Below are 20,328 nucleotides of genomic sequence, written 5' to 3' on the forward strand. Positions count from 1 at the left end.
TGCAAAATCCGCTTGGGTTTGGCGTTGTCATAGCATTGGCTCTTGCGATGGTACCTCAACTCCCGATCAACGTATAAAAAACCACACCATGGGCAGTGTTCAAAAATAAAAAAGCCACCCGAAGGTAGCTTTGATATTTTTGGTATTAATCTGATATTGGGCACCATTTAATTTCAGTCATTAGACCACATCTAATTCAGGGAACCTGTCAAGAACCATATTCACTAAAACATCATTAGGTAATGTAAACAATTCGGTTACAGGCACTTGATATTTATTACTATATTCAAAAATTGTTTCTCTGATCGAATGTTCATCCATACCTGTATTGTTCAATGTTATACCAATAACAGGAGCTCCCGAAAAATGTTCTATCAAATCGATTTCTGCTCCCAGTTCAGGCATTAAATACTCTTCGGAGCCACTCAAATAAACACGCATAGGAGAATGTTGTAGAATGATAGCTGTCGGTTGAGAGCCTCGAATGATAGAGGCACTAGTACAAAACGAAGGATGACTAAGTGCACCTTGCCCTTCTATGACTATCACATCTGGCTTCTCATTCTCATAGGCCTCCACAATGACTGCCTCAAGCTCACCCACACAATATTGAGAAGGAACAGCATCTAGCGCAACACCATAACTTGAGCCTTGAATCAAGCCAGTTTGCCCAGTTGCAATCATAACTGCGTTTAACCCGCTATTTTTCAACATTCTTGTTAATGCTAAAGCCGTTGTACGTTTTCCTATCGCACAATCCGTGCCCATCACTAAAATTCTTGGACAGTGTACATTTTGAATACGATTAGAAAAAATCTTTAAGTCTTTCGTGGGTCTCGGCTTTCTAATATCAACAATTTTTACATGATGCTTCTTTGCCGTTTCAACAAACTCCGGGTCCTCGTTTAAGAACTCATGCAAACCAATAACAATATTCATACCAAGACGCATAGCTTTATGAATTAGCTGTCTTTCAATTAAAGTTAAATGTCCACTATCCGGTGCTAAACCATAAATAAAATATTCAGGTATACATTCACTAATGGAAATAGCTTGACTTAAGCTTGAGCAAATCGGGATTCCATTTTCAATACCATTAAGATACAACCCACTGTCTTGCCCCGCTTTTGTACTATCAATGATGGACATAATATGGAAGCGATTTGACTCTCGAATAAGACCATTCGCTGTTTTTCCAGTATTTTCACCAAAGTAACCTTCACAATATACAATGGCCGTTTCTCTCTGCTGTGGAAATAAATTAGATTGAGGTAAAGAAGCACCTTGAAGATACTGACTCGTAGTCATTTTCCGTGTTGTAGAAGACATGATAAGACCTAACTCTGTTAGGCTTAGGAGGGCAAAATGGGGAGGCTAGTTTTTCCAGTTTCGACAAAATGTCCCCACTAAGCTGTGGGGGATGGCAAACACTGTAGCACGTATTTCAAAATACCAACAAGACATTTGAACACTTTTTAATCAACAATGCTCACACCTAGATATAACCGCATTCTTAGGTTCTAAGTAAGTTCATGAATACTCGTATTTTATATTATTAAACTCGTACATGCCTGTGTGAACCAAAGAAAATGGCTGTTTAATCAATTCTTGAGGATGGAGAACCCGTACAATATCGTAAGAAAAGAAATCCTAAAGATGCTGACAGGATAGACGCTGAAAAAATACCTATCTTAGCAAACTGAATTTGCTCAGGGGTATACGCCAACTCGGCGATAAATAGAGCCATTGTAAACCCGATCCCCGCTAACATCCCCCCACCAATAATCATATTCCACTGCAGATTATCGGGACGCTTTGCTATATTTATTTTAACTGCAAACCAACTAAATAATAGAACACCAATAGGTTTCCCAAAGACAAACCCGGTAAGTACCGCAAGCGTAATTGGTGAGAAAAAACTGGTTCTCTCTAACACAACACCAGCATTTGCTAACGCAAATAACGGCATGATTAGAAATCCGACCCAGGGATGCAACATGATCTCTAATCGCTCAACAGGTGAGAGAACTTCCCGTGCCGCAGCACCTGCAGTTTTCAAAGTAAGACGCTCTATATTATTGCCACTCCAGTGCCCACGAGGTGACGCTGAAACTATCGTGTTCATAATAGTATAGAGGCGCTGTTTGCTAACCCATTTACTTGTCGGTGTTAACAAGCCAAGGATAACGCCGGTTAATGTCGGATGTACGCCAGAAGCATCAACGGCTAACCACACTAAACCCCCAGCAATAGAAAATAGTCCAATGCTGCGGATCCCCATAAAAGACATGAGGCGAACCATTAGAAAACCAAGAATTGAAAAACAAATAGCAAGCCACTTGATATCTTCTCCATAACCAATGGCAACCACCAAAATAGCCCCGATATCATCCACAACAGCCATTGACAACATGAATACCCTTAAGCTTTTAGGGATACTCTTTCCTAATAAAGCAAGGCATCCAATAACAAATGCTGTATCCGTTGCCATAACTGTACCCCAACCATTTTGTCCGGGCTCTCCAATTTGAAGGGTTAGGTAGAAAAAAGCAGGAACCAACATTCCCCCGAGAGCCGCCGAAATAGAAAGCATGGCTAACTTAGGGTTACGTAGTTCACCCAATACGAGCTCACGTTTAAGTTCTAATGCGATAAGAAAGAAAAAAATTGTCATTGCAGCGTCATTAATCCATGAGTGTAATGATCGCTCAAACACAAAAGAACCAATTGTAATACCTAACGAAAGCTCCCAAAACTTGGCATATGACTCACTAAGAGGTGAGTTCGCAATAATAACCGCACATAAAGTTGCAATAAACAATACAATCCCAGCTGCCGATTCAATCGCAATAAATCTAGTAATAGGTTTTGAGAACCAATCAATATACTCTTTAGGTAACTGAGTTAAATTTATGGCAGTGGGTTTTCTAGATTTGAAATTCATATTTAGTATATTATCCATCAACGAAAACACGTCACTCCAACGTAATATACCAATAATCTACGTTAATTCATCAAAGCAAAATTTATTTCGCTAAATATATTGGCACACATAAAGATGCCAGCATTGGTAGGCAAGAGATGATTTCTTGTTTTTAATAATACATATCGAGTTCAAACAGTTTATCTTGTTCTCTTTTCAATAAGATATCTTCAATTCGTCTTCTCACTTGGTTCAAGCTTTCAGTCTTATCCTGATTAAGTTCATCATTTTTAGTTATTTTTTTCTTATTTCTTTTCTTCATAATAAAATTCCTATAAAAACCGTTATTTCCCAACAATAAAAACTCCTAAGCATAGATTTTCACTGTCCAATATTTCACCTCTGCCTATCTATTCACAGAAATAAGAATGAAGAACATTATCAAAAAATTCTCTTTTAGGTGCTGTGTGCTGTTTAAAAATATCACTATTAAGCTGATGTATAGATGCACCTGCATCAAAATTTAAGCAGGAATGACATTCACAGCCTGTAGGCCCTTACTTCCCTGTTCGATACTAAAATTAACTTTTTGACCTTCAAATAAAGTTTTAACACCACCTGAAGCGATCGAATTGAAGTGAACAAATACATCAGAGCCGCCACTATCAGGAGTAATGAAGCCAAAGCCTTTACTTTCATTAAACCACTTAACCGAACCTGTTAATTTATTAGACATAAACACCTCGATAAAAATTAAAAACCAATATACGAAGCTATTTAATGGGATAAAGGTAAGGTACCGAAGGAGTAATATGACGAAAAGATTCGAAAGAGAACTAGGAAGATACTTGAACTAAATTATTCATTAATAGCCCGCATTTGTGAGCCCACTACACTATACACTTTGCATACAGAATAAACAGCCATTTTTCGTTTATTTGATTTATTTTTTAAGATCATTAGGTTGACAATATTAAGCCTTTGTTGATTTATAATCCTTTCAATTCTATCGAAATGACACAAACGTGAGTCACATCTGTTCAATCATGGCCTCTACGGTTTGCAGCATCTGGCTTTGCATTTGACTCATTTCGAGATTGAGGTTTTCAATTTCTTGCAAAATCCGCTTGGTTTCGGCTTGGGTTTTGGCATTGTCGTAGCGCTGGCTATCGGTTAAACCTTCTTCGCGCTGCGCCTTGGCCATTATGTTCTTTGCTTCGCTTTCCAGTTTGAGGACCTTGGCCTCCATTTCCCGCATCTGCAACTCAAGCTGCTTTTGCTGAAGTTGTTGCTCCTGCTGCTTTTGCGCGGCTAACTCGGCCTGCTCTTCCTCAGTCATATCCTCCGGCTCTTTTTCAATATTCAGCGCCGCTCGGACACGCTCCATAAACTCTTGCTTATTTGGCACATCGGTAAGCTCAAGCACTAAATCAATCACGGTGATTTGTACCTCTGGCGGCAACTGCGCGGTGATCATCATCATTCGCTCTGCCAACTGAGATTTGTAAGCAGCGGTTTGCTGAATGGGAGCGAGCGCAATATGGGCGCGTAAGCGGGTCAAATCATTGGTCAGTAGCCCTTGTTCATCGACATGGTTCATTACTACGGTCTTGCGCTTTCGCTTGTCATTGCGGTTGATCACAATCGCTTTATTGTGCTGCTCACGCATATCCTCAAGGATGTATCCCAGTAACAGTTCACCCAATAGCTGCGATCCAAAGTTGTAGTTATCGTTGATTTCGGCAAGCGTTGTCGCCCCTTGCTCCACCAGATTGGCAATCGCAATCCCACTGGTCGCGTTAGATTCTTGCCCCAAGAAGGCTCCATAAACGCCCATGGTATCTTGGATAAGCTTCATCGAATCCTGCATCACATTAAATTGCTGCGCGGCGATATTGAAATCTTGTTGGACCTGAAACACTTCGCTGATGGATTTTTGGTTTTTCCGCTGTGGGTTGAGCTTAATCAGGCCATCGGGTCGTTCAACCTCTTCTAAAATCTGTTGTTGGCTCATATTAGTGGCATCTTCATCCATTAAGACTCGTTTGGCCTGCAGTAACCACGTCAATTTAATGCGCCTAAAGTTGACTTCATCTTGCGCAGGAATGGCTCGAGCAATCAAACCATAGGGCTCACCACTGGCGTCTTTGCGAAATCCCCAGAACGGCACAATAGGAAACTGGCCATTAGGCGCGGCACAGTCACGGCTCAATAAGTGATACATCCCGGCGTACCACTCTTCTTTAATCCGGCTGACTTGAGCCTGCCGCAGTGTGGCTCTCTCCATCGCCAGAGCCATCGCATGAGTCAGATCGTTCGGGTCAAACTCCATCACTCGTCCATCTTGGGTTTCAAGCACGGCTTTGCGTTCTATATGACGCACATACACAATCTGCAAACGAATACGCTCACGGTTATGGGATAAGTACTCCGAATGATCCCGTGACCAGTGATTAAATGCCTCATGCGCACTGGTCAACAGAGGGTCGAGCCCTTCGAGGTTTTCAACATCAACAAATCCACGCCAATCCTTTTTCGCGTATTCCAGTACCTTCGCTTTATTGGGAACCAAACTCGCGAGCTCATCAATATCGATCCAGCGCATACGCATCACCCAGCGACAATCGCTCCAGTCGGGTTCAGTGGAGAACCAGTCCCAAAACACTTCATCACGAGGGATAAGCTTAATTTTGTATTTAGGCCCGAACGGGTTCGGATTTCGATATGCCTCAACAAACCCCACGCCCGCTTTGATTTGCGACCCATACGCCTCTGAGCGTGCTTTATCGAGCCGACCTAGCCGAGCCGCATCTGCAAACTCGGCATTCACGGCTTCCGCCATCAGTTCCATTTGTTCATCGGGATCATCTGCACACACCAAAAGGTCGGTGCGTGTTTTGGCTTCCATCCCGAGGACACCATCAATGGTCGGCGCAATCAGGTTATGGATTGTGGTAGGCTGGCCACGCTGTTTAAGCTTATCTTTGACTCTCGGATCAAGCTGATCGCCATCGTAGTACGCGGTGGCAACTTTAGCAGCGCTGCGCCAGTCAGGTTGGCCATCAATATCGGAGAGAATACGCAGCATAAAAGTATCGAGTTTTGCGTGTTGCATCATTTGGTCTGCCAATGATTGTTAGAAGGATCGCGTTTGAGGTCTTCTGACTTCACACGCTTTGGCATACGTGCACGGGCTTCTTGGGCGAGCATATGACTCATCACTTGGTCATCAAAACACCCTTCCTGAGCGTTCATCGCTCCCTTTTTGTCGTACACATAGCTGTGGTATTCCGAAATAGTCCCCATCCAACGAACGCCAGAGACGCCGTTTTGAAAGAGCGTCTTCATGCCTTCTGTGAGGATAGGTTTGGATTGTTTGGTGGTTAACCAGCCGAGCTTGACCGTCTCATCATCGTTGTCGCGATCTAGGTATTGCTCTGAATAGATGTAAGGTGTGGGGTAGATTTCTCGAAGCTTTTGAATAAAGGCATGGCCGTGGTTATTGCGCTCAGGCATCACGTAAGCGTTGCCGTATAAAATCGCGATATGTTTAACCAGATAAGCCAATAACTCAGCATCGATATAGCCAAACCAGTGGGCCACTTGCTCACCATCGGATTTTTTCACAACATCGATACTACTGCGATCGCCATGCTCTAGCCCTTCGGCAATATCCACACCCAGTGCATACTCTTCATCCTCATCGAACATTTCCCACATCAGCAAAAGGTTCATCGCATTACGCTGCATGCGAAGCGGATCGTGACTCTCTATCGAGTGCACCCGAGTTAGGTTTCCCGTCATAGGTTCAAGGTCATAGACCAAGAACGGGGCAAGAACATCCGCTTCCGCGGCCATAATATGGACAGGATTAAACACCCGACGCCCTGAGGTTAAAAACGCCTCCAGCGGCGTGGACGGGAATTCCTGTTTCATCTCCTCGCCCTGCATGGCTTCTTTCTCGAGATACCACTGCTTTTGCTCATCATCGAGCTGGCAGCCCATCGATTTTTCGACTCCGGTAAAGTACTCAGCCATCACTTTCGGCACAACGAGCCCATTCATCGGCACTTTTGAGCGGTATTTCGGATCTTGCCACCATGCGAAAAAATGAAACTGATAATCCTCGCGGCTCAGCTCTACTCCACTTTTGGCTTGCTCCATAGCACGCATACACATGGTATAGAAATCGCCCCCGACACCTTCTGCCGTCGACTCAATAAAACAGATCGCATTCTGATGTATCGCGTTAAGCGTACCGGTTTTCACCTCTTTGGCTTTGTGTGGGTACTTCGCACAAATTTTGCCATGCTCAGAAATATGCAAGCGCTGCACAGTACCGGAGCGAAAGGAGGTGGCAACCTGAATACTTGAGCCGTTCTTAAACACCATGCGCCCACCGTTGGCTCCACTCTTACGCTCTTCGGTTGGGATTGCCGCCTTGAGCCATGCCGGAAGGTTGTCATAAGGTACTTCCACTTTGGTTCTGAAAATCTCCCCCGCGGCTTGTTTGTCCTGCGCGACGATGCCGCACTTAAGCCGTTTATTGAATAGCGCTTCATCGAGTAGGTAGATATCAATGGCGGTCGAAAAACCAAGCTGGCGCGCTTTTAGGATAATGTTGCGATGGCCCATCATCTTAAACAGCAATGCTTGGGCAGGGCGAAGCTTGAACGTCACCAGCTCGCCATCTTCATTCTCTATCTTGTAAAGATGATTGAGCCGCCACCACTTATTGCTCAGCCGAGAAAAAATAAAAGCTCGATCCTGCGCGCTTATCTTCTCTTGGGGGACGGAACCAAGGTTAATCATTCAGTACGAACCCGTCCGATCCCATCTCTTGAATTTCTTGCACAATGTCGGCAATTGCAGTTCCAAGCCCGGCAGACTCTTGTGCAATCCGCTCAGCTTCCAATTCTGTTTTCTTTACCTGTGCTTTGGTTCGTAGTAGAGATTCCACGCGCGCCATGTTTCTATCAACAATGTTGTCGGTGCTGACGTAGAGCTCATACAGTTTGACGCGTTCAGCCAGCGCCAAGCCCTCCTTGCCAAGCTCGGCTCCTATCTTCTGGTAGGTTTCCATGGCTTTCAGCACCCGCGCCCGACAAAACACAATCTCGTGGTCAATGTCCGAGTTCGCTGCATCAAAAATGGCATCTGGATCATTTAAGCGCTGTGCATAGCCATTGTGTTTGGTTGAGCACTGGTTGCCATGAATAAACCGCCCACTTTCATCGCGTTGATGAGTCGTATCTAGATGCAAAACACGCTGTAAAAATTGCGCATGGGTCGGTTTCGGTGAGTTTTGATCAGTCACATGATCAGTGAACTGATCACTTTCACTGATCACTGATGCTTTTTCACCCTTACCTTTTGATTTAAAAACCTTTTCTTCCCTACCCTCTCCTAACTGATCACATTGAGCGAGCCGTTCCACATCGGGCGAAGAAGTGATAGCACGTGGGGATTGAACGTTTTTTGCTGGGTTTTCGCTGTTTTCGAGTGGCGAATTCAACACCTGCAGATATCGACGCGCCGTGTTGTAATTGATTTGGTTTTGATCGCACCACGCTTTGATTGTGATGCCTGTTTGTTCAAACGCGAGTTTGTACTCTTGTTGCAGCGCTTTCCAATCTCGTTTTGCCATCATTAAGGCTCCGAATTGCGAGCAATAAAAAAGGCCGCATCAAAAGATGCAGCCTCGCTATTGTTGGAAAATCTACCGCAATTACCTTGTCATATCAATGAGCGACTCGAGTTTACTCAATCTTCAAACTCAGCAGATAAGCGCTTTTCAAGCGTCGAAAGTGCCTCGGCTTCATGCCGATACAATTGCGTTCTCCACTCTTGAAGTAGGTGAACAATCGCAGGCCAATGACGAATGATGAGCTCTTTGTGAGCCGGCAAAGCTGCACCCAAAAATGAGGATTTCCAATCCGCTTCCGTCGTTCGAAACTCACCTACGCCATCACAACTCTCACAAGGTCGCTGCGTTTTGGGAATAACGCCTGTTGCTTTGCAACGCGGACATTTTGCTGATTCTGCGGCCTTTTTCTGTGCGTAATCGGCCAATAGCTGCTTCTGCGCATCAATACGAGTTTGGTGTGACGCAATGTTGGCCTGCAAACGACGGCTCTCAAATGGATTGGTTTTGATCTCAATTGCTCGCTCCATCGAGCGCATGGCTTTACTAAGTACTTCAATCGATTTCTGGGTCCTCGCTGCGTAGGCGCTGTATCGTCGCCAAACCGAAGCCAAACGAGCTTGCTGACTGTCTATCGGAACATTCAACACATCCGCCATGACCAGATAATGCAAATGTTTAAGCTCATTCGAAGCCAAACCGATCTCTAAGCGATGAACCTCCAGTGATCCAAGAAAATCCCTCAATACCACCAACGAATAAGCACAATGCAAGTATTTGGCATTAAGGATTGCCATACCAATAGGATTATCGCGTTGCGCTAAGCCCATCGCACCGAGAAGCTGCTCTTTGGTCGGTCCATTTTTACTGACAGACTCTTCCCATTTCATGGTTCTTGCGGCGCTTAATAGTGTTAAAAGCTCAAGCTTTTTACTCACTGTCGTGACTCCTTACTCTGAGAATATGGTCTAAAAATGGCAAAACGGTATGGGCTCAACACATCAAGGCTCATTCGCTCGCACCGAAAGCTCTCGAAGCCAACTTTCTCGTTGAGCCATCATGGCCTTGATTTTACGCTCAGCCGATTGCGCAGCCTGCTCTGATACCGCGGACTTACGCTGTTTAAATGAAATCAGCGCGACGTTCTCGTTATTAATATCGATTTCAATTTGCTGGATCTTTCGCTTCAACAACTGCGCATCATCAATCGGCTTTGCCGCAGCCTGAGACACCGCGACGATTCGCCCCTTGTCTTGCTCTTTGCAAAGCCAAGCGTGGATAAATCGCTGGATCCCTTGCGCTGTTTTCTGGCGTGTTGGGTTTGCCTGACACCAACCGATCATGTTGCGAAGCTGTTGGCGAATATCAACGGCAGGATACAGCGAGCGCCACTCCACCAACTGAGATTGGGTCACCGGATACGAAACGTTTTTACCTTTGAGTGGGATCTCAAACACAACCGGATCCAAAATAGGATCAGTTTGAGCACTGAAAAGCGGCGCATCGCCTTCTGGTGGATCTATTAATGGATCTATTGATGGTTTATAGCCGAAATCCGACCTACCCCCAGCCGAAATCTGACCTACCCCCTCGGGTAAATTCGTCTGTTCGTATTTCGAATGTTCGAGTTTTGAATGGACGAAATCCGTCTGTTCGAAATCCGACTGTTCATCGGCGGTAGATTTCAATCGCTTCACTGGCAGTTGATACTGGTTATTGGAACGCACTAATCGACCTGAATCGGCTTTCTTGAACTGGTTTCGTTTCACAATCCAGCCCCCCGCTTCCAACTTCTTTAAGGTTGCTTTGACTGTGGTTGGAGAGACACCACTTTTACGAGCGATGGTTTCAATCGAAGGCCAGCACAAGCCAGCATCATCAGCATGATCCGCCAGACAAAGCATAATGAGTTTGTCAGAGCCTTTGAAAAGAGAAATATCCCATACGTAGCTCATTACCTTAACGGACATCGTATTACCTCAATGATCAATCTATCTAAGGCCACTGGCCGTCTACGAATAGCTCCCCATGTCCAATAGAAAGCCCGTTCCCTCGCAGTCAGAAAGTGATGAAGTAAGCTTGCCACCAACCAGTTCCACTCACCGAGCATTCGGTACGGAAAACATGGCATCCTCTTTCTAACCACGGACCAATCCCTCATAGACAGCTTTGACATACAGACGCTTAGCTTCATAAAGGTCAGCCATTTCGTCGTAGGTAATCTCGGTTTGCTGACCTTTCTCAACCTTGAACAGACGCCATTGAAGATTCTCAATCCGAGCTCTTAATGCTATTCTTCCCATCACTGCTTCTCCGAAGTGGTATGTGAAATTTCCTCGCAAGACTTTTCACTCGGCTTTAAACCGTTGCCGCGGTTTAAAGCCAACTCTCTTTCCTCATCCAATACCCGAAGGTAATGCTCACACTTATCCTTCAATCGCTGAATTTGATCTCTTTCGAAAGTTAATATCTCCTGCCCCTGCGATAACGCTACGCGACAGGTATTCACCGTGATACAGGCAAGCTGCTCCACCGTGGTCCAAAATGAGTTTGTTCTCATGCTCTGTACCTCTAGATTTACTGTTAGCTTGATAGATCAACGACTAACCACACTTTGTTTCCTGCCGCGCCTCAAAAGCTGGCTCAGGAAAAACATCATCGAATGAACAACTTGCTCCTAGTTCATTCAAAGCTTTAACAATTTTCCATGCCATCTCGTAGCTAGGCTTACGATTACCATTGGCATAGTGATTTACGGCCCCTTGGGAAATACCGATACTTTTCGCAAGCAATCCCTGTGACTTGCCAATTTTTTTAAGAATCTGCTTGATATTGGTCATGTAAACATTTTGCCTCCATAGGAACATGCATAAAGATTACGAAATGGAATTTACAAAAACAAGATAAATTACATTTTGGATGTTTTAAGTGTGATTACATTAAGTAATAATCATCGTTATGAAGATGGATTGGAAAGATCTGGTTAAGGCCAGAATGAAAGATAACGGCATCACTCAAGCCGTGCTTGCAGAGCGTTTGGACAAATCCCAAAGCGCGATTGCTCATTGGCTGGGTGGAAATCGTAAGCCGAGTATCGAAGAGATAGCCGCTATGATGAAAATCGTAGGGTTAGACCACGTCACTCTAAATTCTGATGGATTAGTGGAGTATCCCGATGAAGCATGGGCGAATATTTCACGTCCCCAAATACAACCTTCGTACCAGAAGTCTTTCCCCGTTTTAAGTTCAGTACAAGCAGGAATGTGGTCAGAAGCAATTGAGCCTTATACCGCCGAGGAAATTAATGAGTGGTACGAAACCACTGAACGAACAAGTGAACGCTGCTTTTGGTTGAGAGTTGAAGGTGACTCCATGACATCTGGCGTAGGAGTCAGTTTTCCTGAAGGCACTCTTGTTCTGGTGGATACGGAGCGAGATCATCAGAATGGTTCTCTGGTTGTGGCTAAGCTGACTGATGTAAATGAAGCAACATTCAAAAAACTAGTTATTGATGCTGGTCAGAAGTACTTAAAACCGCTCAATCCCTCCTATAACGCCATCGCCGTTAATGGTAACTGTAAAATTATCGGTGTTGTTATTGATGCAAAGTTAAAACTCTTTTAGCAACCTCCTACTAGATACGAACCGCCAAGCAAGGCGGTTTTTTATTATCCAAATTGTAACCATCAAACATCCCCCTATCTTGTAAAAAACCAAAAAACTCCAATTTGTAATTTACAACAAAATTCCATTATGTAATACTGGATGCTAATGCGAGACTAATAACGCGTATCAAGGGCAACTATTGCTCATAGTCCAAAATTACAATGCGAGGAAATATCCATGGCGGCAACCATTGATACCCAATACGGAACAGTAACCACTTCACCACCTTACTTCAGCCAACGATTACATCGTTCAGTAATCGCGCTAACGCTTTATCCCACTGACGATAGCTGGGGGTTAAGCCGAGAATGCCCTGCAGAAATCACGATTACACCAACATTTCTCAACATGTTTGCCAATGATGCCGCACCACTCGCTAAAAAGCTTGGCGCAATGCACTCCATCAAAATGATTGGTGAACAAGATGGCATCGAAAGGTAGGCAATATGAGTCAATCACAAATTTCCATCATCACTCTTAAAAAAGCAGCCGAGGTCATAGGCCTCAGTGCAAAGACGCTAAGAGAGAAAGCTCTCGATGGGTTTTATCCATCAACGGTCATGAAAAAAATTCGTGGTACTTGGATGATTGATATTGAGGAGTGGAATAAATGGCATCGAACCAAATAACGGATAATCTTCCATCAGGCATTGAAGTACATGGCAACAGCTTAAGGATCGTCTTTTACTATAACGGCAAAAGATATAGGGAATCCTTAGGTCTAACACCAAACAAACAAAACATAAACTTTGCTAGACAAAAAAGAGAAGCCATTCTCTATGAAATGAAAATCGGGACTTTTAACTACTCCGCGCATTTTCCAGAGTCGAAACACGCATCAGGTGTCCCTCAAGCAAAGAACTTACTACAACTCACGAAGCAATTCCTTGCCTCTAAAGATCACGATATCCGCCGATCTACGTTGCAAAGATATGATTGGGTGTTAAGAGATTTTATTGAAATATATGGAAAAACCAGAAGTAGCGATACTCTTTCACCACGGACTTTGACTGAGTTTCGCCTAGAGCTCGTTAAAGGAAAAACGGGTCGCACCATTAATCGAAATCTGGTGACAATCAACGCCTTCCTTGCTTGGCTCTATAAAATGGAATACGTCAATCGCGATTTGTCCAAGGTTTTGCAAAGAGTTAAAGAAAGCGAAGTCGATATTCAGCCCTTTTCGATGGCAGAGATCGACAGCATTTTGAAACACTGCCACCAACTGCAGCACCGCAATATCGTGACCTTGCTGGTCTATAGTGGCATACGCAGTGGTGAGCTTTGTGCGCTCGCTTGGGAGGATGTGGATTTTGAGAATAAAACTATCCATATCCGCCGTTCGACTTATGATATGCGCGGATTAAAAACCACCAAAACAGACAAAGAGCGGTTTGTTGACTTACTGCCACCCGCTTTAGATGCTTTAAAGGCTCAACAATATTTAACCTACTCGTTCGAACCTAAAGAGTACGATGTCGAATTACCCGGTCAGGCCTACAGAAAAGAGTCTCTGCGTTTTGTGTTCAATCCCAAAGTCGTTCGGGAGCAGAAGGTCAGTGGCTATGACTATTACGGCAAACGTGCACTAGGCCGAATGTGGACGGCACTGTGTAAAAAAGGAGGCGTCCGATACCGTAATCAGTATCAACTTCGACATACCTACGCCAGTTGGATGATCACTCACGCTAACGTCAACGTGAGTTACTTGGCACAACAAATGGGCCACGCAGATATCACCATGGTCGCAAGGGTCTACGGTAAATGGCTGGTTGAATCGAACAAGAAAGAATCCGAACGAGTATGGCAACAACTAGAAAGAGTCAGGAATCAATAACCGCCGGAAGGCGGGTTTTTGATCCTATCGAAACAATACATGACCAAACAAGTAGCTATGATAAGAAACTTTTGCCTTAACTGTGGTTAAGTTGCGTAATAGTGAAGTTACAAAGAATCGATGCCAAAATTCAAAATAAAAATACTACATCACTTCAGCTATCTACCAAGCGATAAGGCTTTAATGTGCTAAAACCCGCTTGAGGAATAACAGATGAAGTGATTTATTCATTTGCGGAGGGTGTTTTAGCCCCATAAACCTAATCAATTAGCACTCTGTAACAGAATTCAAATATTATATTGACGTTGCTTTATCCATTAAACCAAAGTTTTCGATCGGATAGATTGAGTCTTGCTCATACTGCTGTCGATTTGAAAGTAAAAGTGTAGTTAAACTCGTTTTCACATCATCAACACACCCATTAGTAATAAAAACTCCATCCCTAATAGGGATAATGCTTTCAGTTTCCATTCCATAGTCAGATACTACATAACCGTAAACATGAGTATATTTACCAATCATAGTTACTAGTCCATCTATATCGAAGCATGAGCCTTCAACCAATGTCAAAACAATACCTTGTTTAATCATATTTGCAATCTGTTGAACCTTGTCAATAATTTTTATTGACCTATAATCACTACCAGATAGATAGACGATATTTTTTTTACAAGAGTCCTTATAAAGTGACGCAAGTATTTTTAGTCCTACTGGTGTAGCAGAGAAAAATGAAACTTGATATAGGTTAGTATCAATACCAGCATCTAAATCATAAATTAAAGGTGAACCATCACATAATACTACAGCACGCTTCTTACTATCATCATTTGAAAAATCTTTTAGAATATTACTTGCACATACAATATTTTCGTTAAAATCAGTACTATTATATTTAAAGGTTTCAATATGTTTGTTTTTTAAGCCTATTTCAGATAAAAAACTAACGAAGCGATCATAAGCAATTACAACATCAGACTTCTCTATTTCACTATGTGCCTCTTGTGTAATGCCAAATTTAGGTGTAATTCCAACAAAAGATAATTTTTTTATCTTACCAAAATGTGCATTATCACGTTTGAGTCCTTTATATGATTCTGATTGGTATCGAATACTACTGTATGGGATCCATACTATAATTGGCTCATGTAAAGGCAAATTATCGAGATTAATTATGTAGTAATCTTTCATGTCATCGCAATCGATGTGGTTATATGATATAAAGGTTACTTCATTGAATGATTTTCGGATTAGCTTCATACTAAAAGAATCATTGATGATAGCAAAGCCACAAAATATTGGAGATAAATGCTTTCCATTATACTCTAGCCCGAGCCGATAGTTTTCCTTTATTGAATCAAGGGACTTGAAGATATTCACTAGTTTATTCATAACTCTTTCTAACTATTTTATTTAATATTTATTGTTTTCGTTTCAATGCAGACACTTAGGTCAACGAGTACGACTGTTTTAACCCAATAAGGATGTCTGGGAAGCCTTTTATCTATTTCAAGTGATAAACATACTTTATTAGATACTACATCGCTTTTCACAAAGTAATTCTCAACCCCAAACCTACCAACATCAGATAATAGAACTAAGACTAGGCTGTTTTCTTCTAAATTAGATATATTTACAGTTAGCTCTTCTCTATTAACTGAAATATTCGTCGAAAATACTAATTTTTCACTTGAGCTTTCTTTCTGCAGTGAACAATTTCCGCAATAAGAGAAACTTCTATTATTTTCGTAAATAACCTTATTAATAGATGATTTGCATTCATTACAAACCTCATCAAAAATATGGGTCAACTTAAATGATTGGAACATATTCTCATTTATTGAAACAAGACCTTTAGAAGACTTTTTAATTATTTTATCAACTATTTCATTTTGAATTTTTTTTACGCGTTGTCCAAACAAAGACTCAATATTATACATTATAGGTTCGAGATCATCCATTATGAAATTTAACGCTTGCTTCTTGAGGTTTTTTATCTCATCAATGTAACGACTCATTTCGTATACATCATTCTTGAGAGTACTGATACTAATACCTGTAACTGACTTAGCTTCAACGAGAGTTTGAAGTCCTCTAGATATTCTCTCTTCAAGTTTTTCAAGCTTTATCAGAACATCATTACCATTGTTCAAGTGTTCAACCAACTTTGGTGGATTAGAAATTCGGGTAAGTGGGTCACCCACTATAAGCATTGACCTTTGTTCATAAAAGCGGAGAGAAGACTCTGTATCATCCAGTGCTTTGTAAAGTGGATTTCCATTAATAAAACTGTTTACGAAAATTAGTGTTTGATACTCTGTACTATTATGAACTACTGGTGAACCTATAAATGCCCTACACTCTGTATTACGTGAAAAGTCTATTGCAGTATTAAAGCCTGTCCCATGAGAGTTTATAGAGTTACACGTATTAAGAAATAATACTTCACAATTAATATTAGAACTATTTAATACGGTTCTAGGTGTGTAATAACATTGGTTAGAACTCTTGCAACTTAATGTAAGTTCTTCATTAGAAACAAAACATGATGATTTAGAACATAAAACAACATTTGGAAGATATGTAGCATCAACTCTTCCATGTGATGTAATAGCTACTAGGTTATAATTTATTTTAAATATTTCTAATGTTTCTACCTCTGATAACTTTTTCTCTTCAGAAACATACCGGAAATTTTCTGAAGTGACTTTTCGGTTTGAAAGCCTGTCTATGACAATATTACTCTCATTAGAAAAATAACTTGGATCTGATATAATAAACTTAAAACAATTATCTATAAATGTATAACCGATTGGCTTATCAAGCTTTCTACTTAATTGTAAAATATCATATGCAGTGCACTTTCCTTCTTCTGCAATTATATACAGAGTGTCGAATATCAGATTTATAGACTCTAAATCTCTAATGGAGTCATAATGAACGATTGTTCTATTAATTGTATCTTCTACGACTGTATCACTAGTTAGATTTACCACTAAGCAGTTAAAGGTGCTATTACAATTCATTGAAACACCCGATAGCATTTTCTAGTTTATTTCTATAAAGAGCACTGTTTTGTGAACAAATGTTTCTGTAAAATAATGTTAGCATCAAATATACATCTATAAGATATATATATATTCTACCTAATTCATTCTTGTTAGGTTTCCTAGCCAGATACTTATCTATTATTGATAATTGGTCCTCAAAAGATATCAATCGAGCTATATCCATAAATGGATCTCCAACTAATGAATTGCACCAGTCTATTACACCAACAATCCGAGATTTCTTACATAAAATGTTTTCGTTTCTAAAATCGAGATGAAGTAAACTATCTCCTTCACATCTAGAATTAAGGCAAGACAATAGCTCATCATAAATAGAAGCTATAGGGTCTAAAGAAGAGCCATACAGTTTTGATGCTCTATCCATAAGCCTTTCTATAATATAATTGTTAAATGTTGCTGTTGTGCCTCTAGAGATCGACGTTACAACACCACTAACCGGCAGAGCATGCAACTTTTTTAGATAGTTAATTTTTCCATCTATACAACACGTAGATCCATCACTTTCTATGTATTCCATTTCTAACATGAGTTTGCCTAGACTAGTTACTAATCTAGGTTGTCTTGGTGCAAGTAGACCTTTTCCCTCAAGAAAGTTTAAAATCTCATATTCTTGATTGTATAGATCTATATCAGTTACGAATTCATCATTACCATCTTTAACTTGTGTGGTTTTATGAACCTTGATAATGGTATATTTTTCCTCAGAGAAGAATACATCAGCTTCATAACCCGAAGACAAATACTTATAATCTTCATAAAGTAATTCCATTATACCGTGACCTCACTATTAATTAAATGAGATACATCACCAACTTTCTTAATTGTAAAAAATAGATCACCGAAATCATCATCATCGTACGTATTGTGGATGATTATTTCCGTTATAGAAGCATTTGGTATCTCAGTAACACAATTCACATTACAGCAACTACTTTTCCCATTAATATAGTTAAGTAAAATGTTAATCCAAGAGAAATGACCAAAAATGGCAATCGTTTTACCAAAGTTACTGTAGTCACTTGATATATTTTTTATGAATGCTTCACACCTTCTCTGCACATCTTTTGGTGACTCACCTTTTATCGGTCTCTCTTCTGCTTTAATAATTCTACGCAATATGTTTTTTTCTAGTGCATCTTTAGTAAGTAGCCGCCAATTTTTAAACGTATGAGCCTCATTTAATAGACAGTCAATTTTCACTTTAAGACCAAGGTTTTCCAATAATAGTGAGGCTGTTTTTTTAGTCCGAGATAACTCAGAACAAACCACATCATCAATCTCATAGTGTTTCATGATATGCTGACATACTTCTATAGACTGTCTCTCTCCAATATCTGTAAGTGAGGAATCAGCTGCAATCTCTTTACCATAGTGCTCAGCATTTCCATGCCTCACAAAAACAAGTCTAACCGAAGATTCTGGTAGTCTATTATGTCCAATAACTAAGTCAGTCCTAGCCATTATTATATTCCCTATATTTTTGTCTGTTTATAATATATTGTTTTAATTGAGTACTTATTTCGGTATCGGCAGTGGAGAAATCTAGATTCACGGCATACGGCTTGAAACCGAATTTTTTTTTGAATTGGCTTATTCCTCGTCCGAAATCTAGTACACCAATTTTTCTTGAAACTGATTCTTTGATTAGATGATCGTAAAGCACATAAGACGTCTTGTTCGCTTTCAATGTGTCCTGTTCAAAGGCTGCAAGCCATAAACAAATATAGTTATCATTTTCTAGAGTAATACCTATACCAACTAAATTATGTTCACGATCTGTACAGCATACCTTCCTAAATTTGTGACTTGATAATATATACGCCAATAGATTATCTGGAAGCATTTTTTCAGGCATTCCTTTGCTACTTAAGTTTTGTTTAAGAAGCTGGATTATTTTTCTATTATGCGCAGGTTCATAAGGTGATATGCGAACATAACTTTCCTTTACTGATTTTTCTATGTCATACCTTTGTTTTTTTTTGACAAAAGAATAATTATTATCTGGGTTGAACAATATCGCTGTTTCATAGAAAGGAAGACCTTTCTCAGGTTCCAGTGTTAAGTTAACATAGATACGATCACTGTTACGCTCATCAGTCAGTTTTAGTGTGGGTCCTGACCATAATAAAAATGGGGTGTTGACCAATAGTTTGTCAGCAAACTCGAAACCTTTAAATGCATACTCTGTATAAGGGCATCCATCTATTTTATAGAATCCACTATTTTGTTTTTCACTCATTCTGTAGAAAGACATTATGTCCGACACAATATTTTCATCCATAAACGGATGATTCTTCGGTAATCTCACCACTGTGTTCCTTATAGTTTTTATAAAATAAGATTCCAACTATCACTTCCAAAATGAATAGTAGAGTATATATATTAAAAGTATCGAACGTAGTGTATTTTAATATCATTCCACTGAATACAGCACCGGATGAGAAAGCTATGGTCTCATACATTCTGAATTTAGCATTGAGAACATTGAGATCATCAATATTGCATATCTTTTGCTTTATATATGATTCATTTATCATCCATCTCACAAAACCTATTCCAGCCAATAACTGTGCGAATCCTAGCATTGCATAAAGTTCTGAGACCGAAGTTATCAAAGTGCCCACAAATATCAGACATATTGAAATGAACATATCAAGCTTTGGTGTAAAAGTTAGATGCTTAGAAAGTACAAAGTGATTTAGAAGTACTCCTATTGAGAAGAATACCATTAAAAATCCAAAGTCAATTTTGCTGAAGTTTAAACCACTTAATATATGTATAACGTAAACTGATGTAAACGCTCCAGTAAAAACACTAATAATACAGCAGTACATGAGTAGTGACTTAGCCTTAGAAGGCATCTTAAATCTTTCTGTTGTTTCATTGTTGGTTAGAGCACTTGTTTTTGATGTTTCTATTGAATTCAAAGTTTTTCTAACTGGTGATAAAAGTAGAAATGAAACAACGACTAAAGTAAGAATAAAAACGCTTAAGGTACTATAACTTGTGACTGTTAATATTAAAGCAGCTAAAGGAGGCCCGATGAAATCATTGCTAAGTGTCGTTGAAACTTGAAGTTTCGAGTATCCTTTTTTTATTTCGTTTTCGGATTTACACACTATTTTTGGTAACGTACTAAATGTTGAATCGTAAATCAGCTCCATGAAACTAAATAGAAAAATGATGGTACTAA

General features: G+C 40.6%; 21 protein-coding genes. 4 read left to right on the top strand and 17 right to left on the bottom strand.

Going from position 1 to position 20,328, the window contains the following annotated elements; genetic code table 11:
• Positions 1 to 180 precede the first annotated feature (180 nt).
• The 11 genes from R4537_RS04335 to R4537_RS04385 all read right to left on the bottom strand — a co-directional run bounded on the left by R4537_RS04335 (position 181) and on the right by R4537_RS04385 (position 11,407).
• The gene (locus R4537_RS04335; RefSeq protein WP_001896448.1) at positions 181 to 1,329 is read right to left on the bottom strand and encodes an N-acetyltransferase DgcN family protein; all 1,149 of its coding nucleotides are present in this window, start codon (positions 1,327 to 1,329) and stop codon (positions 181 to 183) included.
• A gap of 268 nt (positions 1,330 to 1,597) precedes the next feature.
• Positions 1,598 to 2,944, bottom strand: a complete 1,347-nt coding sequence (gene nhaA / locus R4537_RS04340; RefSeq protein WP_162838875.1) for a Na+/H+ antiporter NhaA — start codon at positions 2,942 to 2,944, stop codon at positions 1,598 to 1,600.
• A 151-nt stretch (positions 2,945 to 3,095) separates the two neighbouring features.
• The gene (locus tag R4537_RS04345) at positions 3,096 to 3,245 is read right to left on the bottom strand and encodes a hypothetical protein (protein ID WP_000747117.1); all 150 of its coding nucleotides are present in this window, start codon (positions 3,243 to 3,245) and stop codon (positions 3,096 to 3,098) included.
• Positions 3,246 to 3,446: 201 nt separating this feature from the next.
• Positions 3,447 to 3,659, bottom strand: a complete 213-nt coding sequence (locus R4537_RS04350) for a cold-shock protein (RefSeq protein WP_000066468.1) — start codon at positions 3,657 to 3,659, stop codon at positions 3,447 to 3,449.
• A gap of 294 nt (positions 3,660 to 3,953) precedes the next feature.
• Positions 3,954 to 6,041, bottom strand: a complete 2,088-nt coding sequence (locus tag R4537_RS04355; protein ID WP_071179365.1) for a portal protein — start codon at positions 6,039 to 6,041, stop codon at positions 3,954 to 3,956.
• Positions 6,038 to 7,735, bottom strand: coding sequence for a terminase large subunit (locus R4537_RS04360; RefSeq protein WP_071179366.1), 1,698 nt, complete (start codon positions 7,733 to 7,735; stop codon positions 6,038 to 6,040). The genes R4537_RS04355 and R4537_RS04360 overlap by 4 nt, the downstream gene beginning before the upstream one ends.
• Positions 7,728 to 8,573, bottom strand: a complete 846-nt coding sequence (locus R4537_RS04365) for a hypothetical protein (RefSeq protein ID WP_080483567.1) — start codon at positions 8,571 to 8,573, stop codon at positions 7,728 to 7,730. The genes R4537_RS04360 and R4537_RS04365 overlap by 8 nt, the downstream gene beginning before the upstream one ends.
• A 113-nt stretch (positions 8,574 to 8,686) precedes the next feature.
• Complete coding sequence (locus R4537_RS04370; RefSeq protein ID WP_071179367.1) at positions 8,687 to 9,505, bottom strand: TIGR02642 family protein; 819 nt, start codon at positions 9,503 to 9,505, stop codon at positions 8,687 to 8,689.
• 63 nt (positions 9,506 to 9,568) lie between these two features.
• Complete coding sequence (locus R4537_RS04375; protein ID WP_071179368.1) at positions 9,569 to 10,537, bottom strand: helix-turn-helix domain-containing protein; 969 nt, start codon at positions 10,535 to 10,537, stop codon at positions 9,569 to 9,571.
• A 168-nt stretch (positions 10,538 to 10,705) separates the two neighbouring features.
• Positions 10,706 to 10,870 (bottom strand): hypothetical protein, encoded by a 165-nt coding sequence (locus tag R4537_RS04380; RefSeq protein ID WP_000532438.1) that lies wholly within the window; start codon positions 10,868 to 10,870, stop codon positions 10,706 to 10,708.
• 300 nt (positions 10,871 to 11,170) lie between these two features.
• Positions 11,171 to 11,407 carry a helix-turn-helix transcriptional regulator gene (locus R4537_RS04385; protein WP_071179370.1) on the bottom strand — a complete coding sequence of 79 codons (237 nt, stop codon included), beginning with the start codon at positions 11,405 to 11,407 and terminating at the stop codon, positions 11,171 to 11,173.
• Between the two features lie 118 nt (positions 11,408 to 11,525).
• Between R4537_RS04385 and R4537_RS04390 the strand changes: the two genes are divergently transcribed.
• The 4 genes from R4537_RS04390 to R4537_RS04405 all read left to right on the top strand — a co-directional run bounded on the left by R4537_RS04390 (position 11,526) and on the right by R4537_RS04405 (position 14,067).
• Positions 11,526 to 12,191: a LexA family protein gene (locus tag R4537_RS04390; RefSeq protein ID WP_000781499.1), complete on the top strand. Its 666-nt coding sequence runs from the start codon at positions 11,526 to 11,528 to the stop codon at positions 12,189 to 12,191.
• 219 nt (positions 12,192 to 12,410) lie between these two features.
• Complete coding sequence (locus R4537_RS04395; RefSeq protein ID WP_000741598.1) at positions 12,411 to 12,674, top strand: hypothetical protein; 264 nt, start codon at positions 12,411 to 12,413, stop codon at positions 12,672 to 12,674.
• 5 nt (positions 12,675 to 12,679) lie between these two features.
• On the top strand, positions 12,680 to 12,862 hold the full coding sequence (locus tag R4537_RS04400) for a hypothetical protein (RefSeq protein WP_000083580.1): 183 nt from the start codon (positions 12,680 to 12,682) through the stop codon (positions 12,860 to 12,862).
• Positions 12,844 to 14,067 (top strand): tyrosine-type recombinase/integrase, encoded by a 1,224-nt coding sequence (locus R4537_RS04405; protein WP_080483568.1) that lies wholly within the window; start codon positions 12,844 to 12,846, stop codon positions 14,065 to 14,067. The genes R4537_RS04400 and R4537_RS04405 overlap by 19 nt, the downstream gene beginning before the upstream one ends.
• Before the next feature lie 294 nt (positions 14,068 to 14,361).
• Here the strand turns inward: R4537_RS04405 and R4537_RS04410 are convergent, their stop codons facing one another.
• Genes R4537_RS04410 through R4537_RS04435 form a run of 6 tightly spaced genes read right to left on the bottom strand, consistent with a single transcriptional unit; the run spans position 14,362 to position 20,299 of the window.
• Entirely contained in the window at positions 14,362 to 15,456 is a 1,095-nt protein-coding gene (locus R4537_RS04410; protein ID WP_071179371.1) for an SAM-dependent methyltransferase, read from the bottom strand.
• Positions 15,457 to 15,473: 17 nt separating this feature from the next.
• The gene (locus tag R4537_RS04415; RefSeq protein WP_139284716.1) at positions 15,474 to 17,090 is read right to left on the bottom strand and encodes a hypothetical protein; all 1,617 of its coding nucleotides are present in this window, start codon (positions 17,088 to 17,090) and stop codon (positions 15,474 to 15,476) included.
• Complete coding sequence (locus R4537_RS04420; RefSeq protein ID WP_071179373.1) at positions 17,080 to 17,904, bottom strand: phosphotransferase family protein; 825 nt, start codon at positions 17,902 to 17,904, stop codon at positions 17,080 to 17,082. The genes R4537_RS04415 and R4537_RS04420 overlap by 11 nt, the downstream gene beginning before the upstream one ends.
• Positions 17,904 to 18,596 (bottom strand): histidine phosphatase family protein, encoded by a 693-nt coding sequence (locus tag R4537_RS04425; protein ID WP_071179374.1) that lies wholly within the window; start codon positions 18,594 to 18,596, stop codon positions 17,904 to 17,906. The genes R4537_RS04420 and R4537_RS04425 overlap by 1 nt, the downstream gene beginning before the upstream one ends.
• Positions 18,589 to 19,416, bottom strand: a complete 828-nt coding sequence (locus R4537_RS04430) for a hypothetical protein (protein ID WP_071179375.1) — start codon at positions 19,414 to 19,416, stop codon at positions 18,589 to 18,591. Before R4537_RS04430 ends, R4537_RS04425 begins: the two co-directional genes overlap by 8 nt.
• Entirely contained in the window at positions 19,409 to 20,299 is an 891-nt protein-coding gene (locus R4537_RS04435) for an MFS transporter (protein WP_139284717.1), read from the bottom strand. Before R4537_RS04435 ends, R4537_RS04430 begins: the two co-directional genes overlap by 8 nt.
• Positions 20,300 to 20,328 lie beyond the last annotated feature (29 nt).

Source organism: Vibrio paracholerae (assembly GCF_037672085.1).
GTDB lineage: Bacteria > Pseudomonadota > Gammaproteobacteria > Enterobacterales > Vibrionaceae > Vibrio > Vibrio cholerae.